The organism is Aquifex sp., assembly GCF_056494385.1.
In genome coordinates, this window is record NZ_JBSLZM010000107.1 from 1 (window position 1) to 10,361 (window position 10,361).

9 protein-coding genes, 2 tRNA genes, 1 pseudogene and 1 CRISPR repeat array are annotated in these 10,361 nt (G+C 41.0%); of the genes and pseudogenes, 7 read left to right on the forward strand and 5 right to left on the reverse strand.

Annotation, left to right across the window (positions count from 1 at the left end; all coding sequences use genetic code 11):
• Positions 1-221 precede the first annotated feature (221 nt).
• Positions 222-743 carry a hypothetical protein gene (locus tag ACWB1W_RS08005; protein ID WP_479370847.1) on the forward strand — a complete coding sequence of 174 codons (522 nt, stop codon included), beginning with the start codon at positions 222-224 and terminating at the stop codon, positions 741-743.
• Between the two features lie 52 nt (positions 744-795).
• Positions 796-1,602, forward strand: a pseudogene (locus ACWB1W_RS08010) (recombinase family protein); the annotation flags it as partial.
• A 601-nt stretch (positions 1,603-2,203) separates the two neighbouring features.
• Here ACWB1W_RS08010 and ACWB1W_RS08015 read toward each other — a convergent pair.
• The 3 genes from ACWB1W_RS08015 to thrS form a co-directional block, all read right to left on the reverse strand.
• Positions 2,204-2,279: transfer RNA gene (locus ACWB1W_RS08015), tRNA-Lys, on the reverse strand.
• 13 nt (positions 2,280-2,292) lie between these two features.
• Positions 2,293-2,368 (reverse strand) — tRNA-Ala (locus ACWB1W_RS08020).
• A 47-nt stretch (positions 2,369-2,415) separates the two neighbouring features.
• Positions 2,416-4,332: a threonine--tRNA ligase gene (thrS, locus tag ACWB1W_RS08025; RefSeq protein WP_479370848.1), complete on the reverse strand. Its 1,917-nt coding sequence runs from the start codon at positions 4,330-4,332 to the stop codon at positions 2,416-2,418.
• A 25-nt stretch (positions 4,333-4,357) separates the two neighbouring features.
• On the opposite strand from thrS, the gene ACWB1W_RS08030 reads away from it, so the two are divergent.
• From ACWB1W_RS08030 to purM, 4 genes are all read left to right on the forward strand, one after another.
• Complete coding sequence (locus ACWB1W_RS08030) at positions 4,358-5,800, forward strand: ArnT family glycosyltransferase (RefSeq protein WP_479370849.1); 1,443 nt, start codon at positions 4,358-4,360, stop codon at positions 5,798-5,800.
• 85 nt (positions 5,801-5,885) lie between these two features.
• A complete protein-coding gene (locus ACWB1W_RS08035; RefSeq protein ID WP_479370850.1) occupies positions 5,886-6,635 on the forward strand; it encodes a hypothetical protein in 750 nt (249 codons plus the stop codon).
• A gap of 4 nt (positions 6,636-6,639) precedes the next feature.
• Complete coding sequence (gene thpR / locus ACWB1W_RS08040; RefSeq protein WP_479370851.1) at positions 6,640-7,206, forward strand: RNA 2',3'-cyclic phosphodiesterase; 567 nt, start codon at positions 6,640-6,642, stop codon at positions 7,204-7,206.
• Positions 7,207-7,209: 3 nt separating this feature from the next.
• Positions 7,210-8,205, forward strand: a complete 996-nt coding sequence (gene purM / locus ACWB1W_RS08045) for a phosphoribosylformylglycinamidine cyclo-ligase (RefSeq protein ID WP_479370852.1) — start codon at positions 7,210-7,212, stop codon at positions 8,203-8,205.
• Here purM and ACWB1W_RS08050 read toward each other — a convergent pair.
• Entirely contained in the window at positions 8,157-8,333 is a 177-nt protein-coding gene (locus ACWB1W_RS08050) for a hypothetical protein (protein ID WP_479370853.1), read from the reverse strand. The two genes, purM and ACWB1W_RS08050, sit on opposite strands and share 49 nt — an antisense overlap.
• Positions 8,334-8,374: 41 nt before the next feature.
• On the opposite strand from ACWB1W_RS08050, the gene ACWB1W_RS08055 reads away from it, so the two are divergent.
• Positions 8,375-9,226, forward strand: coding sequence for a YicC/YloC family endoribonuclease (locus tag ACWB1W_RS08055; protein ID WP_479370854.1), 852 nt, complete (start codon positions 8,375-8,377; stop codon positions 9,224-9,226).
• On the opposite strand, the gene ACWB1W_RS08060 is transcribed toward ACWB1W_RS08055, so the two are convergent.
• A complete protein-coding gene (locus ACWB1W_RS08060; RefSeq protein ID WP_479370855.1) occupies positions 9,227-9,430 on the reverse strand; it encodes a hypothetical protein in 204 nt (67 codons plus the stop codon).
• Between the two features lie 69 nt (positions 9,431-9,499).
• A CRISPR array of direct repeats spans positions 9,500-10,264; the repeat unit is 30 nt; unit sequence GTTTCAATCCCTTATAGGCACCTAACAAAC.
• The last annotated feature ends 97 nt before the right edge of the window (positions 10,265-10,361 follow it).

A 10,361-nucleotide genomic window follows, 5' to 3' on the forward strand; every position in this document is an offset into this window, starting at 1 on the left:
AAAGCCATACGCTTTTGAATACCTGAAGCACTCCGATTATATATCGTGGAAAGAAGTCGTTGAGTATGAGAAAGCTGTATGAATTGAGTCACGAGCAGCCAAAGCGAGCCGAAAAATATGAGCATCATTGGATTACAGCGGTAAAGCGAGCTTCCCTATTAGAGCCTCCTTAGGTGCAAGCGAGCCGAGGATGCGGAGTATCGGAAAGAGAAAAGCGAGCCATGGGAATTCAGTTTTATATAGGCAAGAGCGAGCAAATTGCCTACGAGTCCCGTGGTGGAATAGCGAGTCCAAAAATGAAAGAGCCTGCATGTAAGAGCGAGCCGCCCTACGCAAGCATCGCTAAATCCAAGCGAAAAAGAAGGAGGTGGAATATGAAGGCACTTAAGGAGCTTGAGAAACTTTTTTCAGCTTTCACAAAAGATAGAGAGCCTAAGCCTCAGCTTAAGCCCCGCTCTGTCCTACAGCCAAAAAGCGAGTCTCCTCCTCCCTCTCCCACTGATGAGATTGAGGAAGACGTAGAGGTAAGGGAGCTTTTCAAGAAGCTTAACAAATACGCAAAAATGCTAAGAGAAAAGGAATTAGACACGCTTGAGAAAGAAATCAAGGAGGCGCGTGATAAATACTGGAACGAAGAAGAAATGACTGAATACGAAAAAATGCTTGCGGAGGTTTTCTGTTTCACAGGCTTTAGCATTCGGGGGACTGCGAGATGGTTAAAAATGAGAGCGAGAGAATGTTAGAACTTCTTGCTAAGCTTCTTATAGAAGCGGAAACCTTAGAGGAGGAAGTAGGATGCGGGGAGCAATATACGCAAGATATTCAACGGAAAGACAGAACGCAAAGTCAATTGAAGACCAGATTCGCATTTGTAGAGATTACGGTCTCAGAAACGGAATAGAGATTGTAGCGGAGTACGCCGACAGAGAAAGAAGCGGTTATTCTCTTAAAAGAGAAGGGCTATTAAAACTCCTTGAAGATGCAAAGAAAAAGCTTTTTGACGTTCTTCTTGTTGAACACACCTCGAGGCTTTCCCGGGATGGTCTTGAGCTAAGAAGACTCATTAAGGAATTTCAAAAGCTCGGGATAACGATTATTTTCGTTTCTCAAAATCTCAGAACCGACAAGCAAGAAGATATAGCTCTTATCAAGCTATTAAATGTAGTTGATGAACAATACATAGAAGGGATAAGGATGGCAACAAGAAGGGGGCTTGAAGGGGCGTTGTTAAGAGGTAAATGGGTATCCTCTGCTCCGTATGGCTACAGGATGGTAAACGGCGTGCTTGAGATAAACGAAGAAGAGGCTAAGATAGTAAGGGAAGTTTTTGAAAGATATGCAAACGGCGAGGGCTTAAGGCTTATATGTTATTCTCTCAACGAAAGAGGTGTAAAACCGAGAAGGGCAAAAACTTGGAGCACATCAACTCTTTCGTGCATGCTTAGAAACCCCATTTACAAGGGACAGATAGTTTGGGGAAGAAGAAAGAGAATAGAGGACGAAAAAATAGTTGTGATACAAAATCCCAAAGAACCAGTAGTCCTTCCCGCCCCTCATCTTGCGATAGTTTCCGAGGAAATTTGGGAAAAGGCGAACAAAAAGCTTGAAGAAAACAAGGAGAAAGGAAAACACAAGAAAGTCAAGCATACACATCCCCTTGCGGGGATAGTTATCTGCGGGCACTGTGGAAAACCCCTTGGCAAGGAAAGAAACCGGCTCATATGCTACGAACATAGAACAAAGAGAGCTTGCGATTTTGATTTCAGGCTTGACTATGACATTATGTTGTCTTTCGTCTTGAGACTCATTAAAGAATTCGTCCCGGAAAGGAAAGAAGAAATATTAAAAGCTGTTGAACGCCTAAAGGTCGGAACGGATATACAGGAAGAGGTGAAGAAGCTTGAGAAAAAACTTGAAAATCTTTTGGAACTTTACGCAGAAGCCCCGAGCGACATATTAAAGAAAAAAATCAAAGAAATAGAGCAGAAGGTAAAAAACTTACGAAAACAAAATAAGCCTTTAAACTTTGACTTAAACAAGGCTATATCCAACCTTGAGAACCTTTCGTGGAAAAAGCCCGAATTGGTGAACGAAACTTTAAAAGTCTTCATAAAAGCGGTTGTCGTAAGGAAAAAAGATAATGGAATAATTGATATGAAAGTAGAGGCAACCCCTTATTTAGCCCAAATCCTGCAGAAAGTGATGGTGAGCCGGGCGGGACTCGAACCCGCGACCCACGGCTTAAAAGGCCGTTGCTCTACCAACTGAGCTACCGGCTCTTGGGAGCTCAACTGGTGGAGCGGAGGGGACTCGAACCCCCGACCTCCGACATGCCATATCGGCGCTCTCCCAGCTGAGCTACCGCCCCTTTGCCAGAAATAAAATTATAATCCGAAAAGGAGAGGATTTCAAGTATCACTCCTTATTCTTAATCTTTTCCTTTATCCAGTTATGGAAGTCTTCTAACTTCATACTTCCAAGATTTCCATCCTTTTTTGTTCTTACGGAAACTGTTCCGCTTTCTGCCTCTCTGTCTCCCACAACGAGTATAACAGGTATTTTCTTAAGTTCCGCTTCTCTGATTTTTGCATTCATCCTCTCTTCCCTGAAGTCCGCCTCAGCTCTTATGCCGTTTCCCTTAAGATATTCAAGAACATTTTTGGCGTAAGCGTGGTGGCGGTCAGCTATTGGAATGATCATAACCTGAGTAGGTGATAGCCATATGGGGAGGAGCCCCGCGTAGTGCTCAAGAAGTATTCCCGTAAAACGCTCTATTGAACCAAGAAGTGCCCTGTGTATCATGTATGGTCTGTGCTTTTTGTTGTCAGGTCCTACATAAGTCATGTCAAACCTTTCGGGAAGGTTAAAGTCAAACTGAATTGTAGAAAGTTGCCAGAACCTACCTATCGCGTCCTTTACCTTAACGTCTATCTTTGGTCCGTAAAAGGCTCCCCCTCCTTCGTCAATCTCGTAAGTGTATCCGAGGTCCTCTATAGCTTTCTTTAATGCGTTCTGGGAGACTTCCCATTGTTCGTCCGAACCTATTGAGTATTCTGGTCTTGTAGAAAGGAATATCTTAAACTCGTTAAACCCAAAGTCCTTTAAGGTGCTGAGGGCAAAGTCAAGGGTTTCCCTTATAACATCGTTTACCTGCTCGGGTGTACAAATTATATGGGCATCATCCTGTGTGAATCCTCTTACCCTGAGAAGTCCGTGGAGAACTCCCGAAAGCTCATACCTGTAAACAGTTCCAAGTTCAAATAGCTTTAAAGGAAGCTCCTTATAGCTCCTAACCCTACTTTTGTATATGGCTATATGGAAAGGACAGTTCATAGGCTTTACGTAATACTCCTCCTCGTCTATCTTCATAGCGGGAAACATGTTCTGCTTGTAGCACTCAAGGTGTCCGCTTGTCTCCCAGAGTTTGGACTTCCCAACATGAGGCGTGTAGACGAGTTGGTATCCCCTCTTTAGGTGTTCTTCCCGTAAGTAGTCCTCAACAACCTTTCTGTATATCGCTCCCCTCGGAAGCCATAGAATAAGTCCGGCTCCTACGTTGTCGTCTATTGTGAAGAACTCAAGCTCTCTACCGAGTTTTCTGTGGTCTCTCTTTTTGACCTCTTCGTAGAACTTTAGCCTTTCCTTTAGTTCCTTGTCGCTCCAGAAGGCAAGGCCGTATATGCGTGTGAGCTGTGGCTGGTCGTTTCTCCCCTTCCAGTAAGCACCCGATATTGAGGTTAACTTAAAGGCACCGGCTTTACCCGTTGAAGGGAGGTGGGGTCCCTTACAGAGGTCTATGAAATCTCCCTGTTCGTAGACCGATATAACCTCATCCTCGGGAATTTCTTTTATTATGTCTATCTTATATTTTTCCTTCAACTCATCAAAGAGCTTTATCGCTTCTTCACGGGAAAGTTCTCTCCTGAGTATAGGGTAGTCTCTCTCTATTATCTCCTTCATCTTCTTTTCTATCTTGGGGAGGTCTTCTTCAGTTATCTTGTGTCCTTCAACTTCAACGTCGTAGTAAAATCCCTCTTCAGTGGTAGGGCCCACGCCCAGGTGAACCTTTTTCGCTCCGTAAAGCTCCTTCAAGGCTTGAGCCATTATGTGGGCAAGGGAGTGCCTCATTATCTCAAGGCTTTCCTTACTTCCCCTGTATACAGGTTTTATCTCTCCGGACTCCCTTACAGGTGTTTGAAGGTCTATAATCTTTTCGTTTATGACTCCACCGAGTGCATCCTTTATACCTGCGAGTTCAAATATCTTCCCTAAGGGCGTTCCCTTTTCTACCTCATACTCCTTTCCGTTTATAACAACCTTAATCTTTTCCATAGTTAAATAAGATATTAGAAAACGCATGTTCAGGTATGTTTTAGGTATAAACCTTCTTCTTATGGTTCTTAGGATTCTTTACATACTCTTTTACCCTATAGACCTTTCACCCGAAGAGGCTCAATACTGGGACTGGTCAAGACATCTAGACCTTAGCTACTACTCAAAGCCTCCTATGGTTGCATACATAAACTTCTTATCAACCGCCATTTTGGGGAATACGGAACTCGGTGTAAGGATTAATGCGGTTCTTCTTTCCTTCTTTCTTTCCCTCATAACTTACCGCTTTGTTAGGGAGATTTACGACGAAAAAACCGCTTTCCTTTCTTCCGTAATACCTAATATACTCCTCGGATTTTCTATAAACTCTGTTTTATTTACAACGGACTCTCTCCTTATATTCTTTTGGGCTCTATCCTTAATATTTCTTTATAAAGCAGTCGAGGAAAACCGATTAATACTATGGATTTTTACGGGAGTTTTTGGAGGTCTTGCCTTCCTGAGCAAGTATCCCGCGGTATTTTTGCTTCCCCTCGGAATCTTATACCTTTTCCTCGTGAAAAGAGAACTTTTAAAAGATGTAAAAGTTTATTCTTCCGTTATCGTTGCCTTTATATTTGCCATTCCCGTCCTTATTTGGAACATAAAACATAACTTTATATCCTTTAAACATGTGTCAAACCTTGCGGATAAAGGAAGTTCTTTCCCGAACATATCGGCACTTCTTGAGTTCATAGGAGGTCAAGCACTTATTCTTTCCGTAATTCCCTTCTTTTTTATACTTTACGGTTGGTTTAGAACGTTTCTTACAAGGGATAAGAGAGATGTTTTCTTAACAATTTTTTCTTTTCCCGTTTTCCTCTTTTTCTTACTTCTCTCTTTGAAGAAAAGGGTTTACGCAAACTGGCCCGACTTTGGTTATTACACAGCCGTAATATTATTCTCAAGGTATTTCTTGATATTTCCCAAGTTCCTAAAGTTTACTACTATTTTACTTGGATTTTTTCTAACGATTCTTATTCACTTTACTCCCCTTTTTGACTTAATCGGTCTAAGAAAGCTTCTTCCCCCGAAAAGGGACCCGACAAAGTTTTTAGTTGGATGGGAAAAGCTCGGAAAAGAGGTAAGTAAGTATTACAATAAAGAAAGGTTTATTCTTTCAAGTGCTTACCAGATTTCCGCTGAACTTGCCTTTTACGTTAAAGGAAATCCGAGGGCTTATGTGTATCACGTAAACAGGTATACCCAGTATTACCTGTGGAAGGAAGAACTTAAGAGGTATAAAGGTGGTGACGCTATTTTTGTAAGCTACGGAGGAGTTCCTAAAAAACTAATGGAAAGTTTTAGGGAAAAGGAATTTATAAAAAGGGTTAATATTTTCTGGAGAGGGGAAAGGGTAAGAAGTTTTTATATATATTTACTGAAAGGGTTTAAGGGAGAACTTTATGAAAATCCGAGGGGTTATTAATAAGTTCGCGGGGTTTGGGTTGAGCTTATACCTTATCGGTTTTTTTATATACAATCTGCTTCCCTTTTCATACTTTGATATATATATGGAGCCGGAGGAAAAGCTTGCTCCCAAGCCTTTCGTTAAAAAGTATTACTACCTGTTGGGACTTAAAGCCAATTCCTTTCCGGGTCAGCATGTAGTATCATTCCTTAAATCAAAGGAAATTAACACCGTTTTCGGATTTTTCCCTTTTGAAAGTAAAGGTGTATTTAAAAGTTTTTTAGAGGCTCCTAAGTGTAATCTCGTGTTTATATCCGAAGTAAACCCAATAGTAAAGCTCTTAAACTTTCTTTTTGATTATCTTCCGAAAAAGATTCTGGGAAATGAGTTCAATTCCTATGCAACGTTTATAAGCACGGATAAAACGAGATGCAACGTATTGGTAAGCGATATAAACCTCTCTAACACTTTAATAGATTTTGCCATTGATACCTCGCGAAATATGACATACAGAAGAATTCGCAACAGTGTAGAGCTGAATAAGAACGTAATCGTTAACGGAGGAAAAAGTGTTGAAGTATATGGATTTTCTCCGAGGAGCTTTTACTTTCCCGATGAATCCACCATTTACCCTTTTAAGCTGTTTGTAAGAAGTAATGAGGAAAGAGTTCTCATAATCCTATACAGAAACGGAGAAATTTACAGGGTTTACGACACAGACAGAGTTGTAATAAAAATTAGCAGAGAAGGCGTTTACTCGGTTGAGGTTTACAAGTATAACTTTTCCTGGAAGGGGTATTACCTTGGTCTCAGACTTGTTGCTTTTTCATCTCCGATAACTCTCTTATACTGATAGAATGAAGGTCGTGAGGGCGTTTGTAGGTTTCTTTACAAGCAAGACGATACACGAGGTCTCGGAAAGACTAAAGGAGGAGGCAAATCTTAAGCTTATGGGAAAGTGGGTAGAGCCCCAGAACCTTCACATGACGCTCCAGTTCTTGGGTGATATAACGGAACAGCAGGCTATAGATGTTATAAAGAATCTTCAGGAGATTTCAAAAAGGTTTATTCCTTTTAAAGTAAGGTATAAGGGGCTCGGAGTCTTTCCGGATGTAAAGAACCCAAGGGTTTTATGGATAGGTGTATCAGAAGGAGCAAACAAGTTAAAAAATTTGGCCAGGGAAGTAGAGAAAAGAAACGCGAGAAAAGGAATAATACCGAAGGGAAGTAAAAACTTTGTTCCCCACGTTACTGTATGCCGTATAAAAAGGATTGATAAAAAGTTTTTAAACTACATGCTAAAGAAATACAAAACTGTTGAGTTCGGAGAAGAAGAGATAAACAAGATAGCCCTAATCTCAAGCACCCTCACAAGTGTCGGACCTATTTACTCGGTTGTTGAGGAGTTTTACCTCGGAGGGTAAAAAATGCTTACGTATAAGTCGGCAGGTGTAGATATAGACAAGGCAAACGAGTTTGTAAAGTTTATAAAGGAAAAGGTAAAGAAGGAGTTTAATCTTTCCGATTTCGGGGGGTTCGCAAGCGGGGTTCCGATAAAGGGATATAAAGACCCTGTAATTTTTACAACCACGGACGGAGTAGGAACTAAGCTTATGATAGCCCAAGCGATTGATAAACACGACACTGTGGGAATAGACCTAGTTGCTATGAACGTAAACGACCTTATAACAACGGGTGCAGAACCTTTTTTATTTCTCGACTACATAGCAACGGGAAAGCTTGAGCTGAGGGTTATGAAGGAGGTTATGGAAGGGATAATAAAAGGGTGTAAGGAGGGAGGGGTTATTCTCGCGGGTGGAGAGACTGCCGAAATGCCCGATTTTTACCCGGAAGGTGTTTACGACCTTGCGGGATTTTGCGTAGGGATATGCGAAAAGGAAGAAGTGATAGATACGGGTAATATAAAAGCCGGAGACGTTATCATAGGACTAAAATCCTCAGGGTTTCACAGCAACGGCTACTCCCTAATAAGGAAAGTTCTTAAGCTCAAAGGCATAAAGTATACTGACTTCCTTGAGGATTTCGGAAAAACTGTCGGTGAAGTTTTACTAATACCTACAAAGATTTACGTAAAAGAGGTAAAGAAGATAAAGAAACACGTAAGATTAAAGGGAATAGCGCACATAACCGGAGGAGGAATTCCCGAAAACCTAATAAGAATACTTCCAGAAAATGTTAAAGCTGTAGTTTACAAGAATAACATACCCAAAAATCCCCTGTTTGAATGGATTAAGAACCTCGGAAATATAGATGAAAGAGAGATGTTCAGGACTTTTAATATGGGTGTTGGGATGATTCTCGTTGTGGATAAAAAGGATGCAAGTAAGGTTCTGGAGATTTCAGAGGAAGCCTTTTACCTGGGTGAAATTAAGGAAGGAACGAAAGCCGTGGAAATTCTGTGACTTTCCCTCCTGTTTTCCCTCTTTCCCTTAAGGTAAAAGTATGCGTATATCATAACGAGAATGAAGAATATCATAGTCATTATCCTCACCCATCTTTTCAGTCTTGCATACTTAAACTGGTCCGACATAAGGATTATTTTAGTTTGAAAAATCTAATAGAATAGTGTTCATGCTCAGTATGACGGGTTTCGGAAAAGGAGAGGCAGAAAGCGATAACTGGAAGGCAACCGTAATGATTCGTTCCCTTAACGGAAAAGGGCTTGATATATCCCTCAGGATGCCTTCCTTCTTAATTCCGTTAGACCTTGAACTCAGGAACGTAATAAAGGAAAGGCTAAAAAGAGGAAGTGTGACCGTATTTGTTGACGTTGAACAAAAGGCTGTAAAACCTCCCGTTGATGTTGAAAAACTTAAAGCAAACGTTGAGATGCTAAAGGAACTTATAATTAAAAAACTTTTCCTTTCCCCCACGGATGATACTATCCTAAACTATGCTTGGAAGTACGCTGAGAAAACCGAGGTTGAGGTTGATGATGAGTTAAAAAGTGTAGTAATAGAAGCCCTAAAAGAAGCTCTTAATGAGTTAATTGAGTCAAGAAAGAAAGAAGGGGAAGCTTTAAAAAGGGACTTTGAGGAAAGAATTAGTAGGATAGAGGAAATTGTTCAAAAGATAGACGAAGAAAAGGAAAGAATAAGGGAAAAAATAAAGGAAAAGGTTATAGAAAGGGCTAAGGAACTGAATCTTCCCGATGAACACCCCACCGTTTTAAACGAGCTCATGTTTCTTCTTGAGAAATACGACGTAAACGAGGAGGTTCAAAGACTGAAAGTCCATATAAAGAGATTCAGGGAGCTTTTAAACAAAGAGGGAGAGGTCGGGCGGAAAATGGAGTTCTTGGCTCAGGAGATGCACAGAGAGATAACAACGCTCGGGAACAAAATACCCGACCTCTCAGACTACACGGTGGAGGTGAAAGGGGAGATAGACAAGATAAAACAGCAAGCGGCGAACGTAGAGTAATCAAAAGACGAACCTAAACTGGAATGTGATTGCATCGTTATCTATTTCGTTTCTCTCTTCGTCTATTTTTTGATACTCAATTGTAAAGCTCATGAGCTTTGCCTTTGTATACCACACGTTCAATCCTATAGACGTAACACCCAGTTTACCAAGTGTAGCACCATCCTTGCTGGATAAATTTCGTATATGACACTTCTGTTTCAATCCCTTATATAGGCACCTAACAAACTCTTCAGTAGAGGAGTTTGAGCAGAGGTATATGAGTCTAGACAGGTTTCAATCCCTTATAGGCACCTAACAAACAAGTAACGGTAGTAAGCGGGTTACGTTTTGTCGTCTCGTTTCAATCCCTTATATGCACCTAACAAACCAGATACAGTATAGTCGTATGAGACACAGTTTACTTTGTTTCAATCCCTTATAGGCACCTAACAAACAGGAGAAAGCTTTCTTTGCCTGCAAGAGTTCTTGTCCGTTTCAATCCCTTAGAGGCACCTAACAAACGAAGCATATACGAATCCAACGAATCAATGATAGAATTGTTTCAATCCCTTATAGGCACCTAACAAACCTTTTCTGAACATCTTTTTCATGGTTCCAATTGTCTGTTTCAATCCCTTATAGGCACCTAACAAACTTTCTGATACCGTTAGCGTCAAGTATACGGGCAAACGGTTTCAATCCCTTATAGGCACCTAACAAACGTACGAAATGAACTATGTAGTATAGGGTCTACTGACAGTTTCAATCCCTTATAGGCACCTAACAAACTGACAAAGTCTATTGAGTGTCTGTATAACATGTCAGTTTCAATCCCTTATAGGCACCTAACAAACACAAGACAAGTACACAATACACTCACTACAGAAGAAAGGTTTCAATCCCTTATAGGCACCTAACAAACAAAAGAGCACGGAGTGGGAGGCACATGTGAATGTGTGGTTTCAATCCCTTATAGGCACCTAACAAACCCTGCACCAATGCAACCGCCGACATATACAACAGGGAGTTTCAATCCCTTATAGGCACCTAACAAACCAGCCTATAACTTACCTTATTCAGTTGACAAGAAACCCCTGTGGCTCAACGGCCACACTTAAATTTTATAGAATTCTTTAAGAGTCGTCAAGTGGAG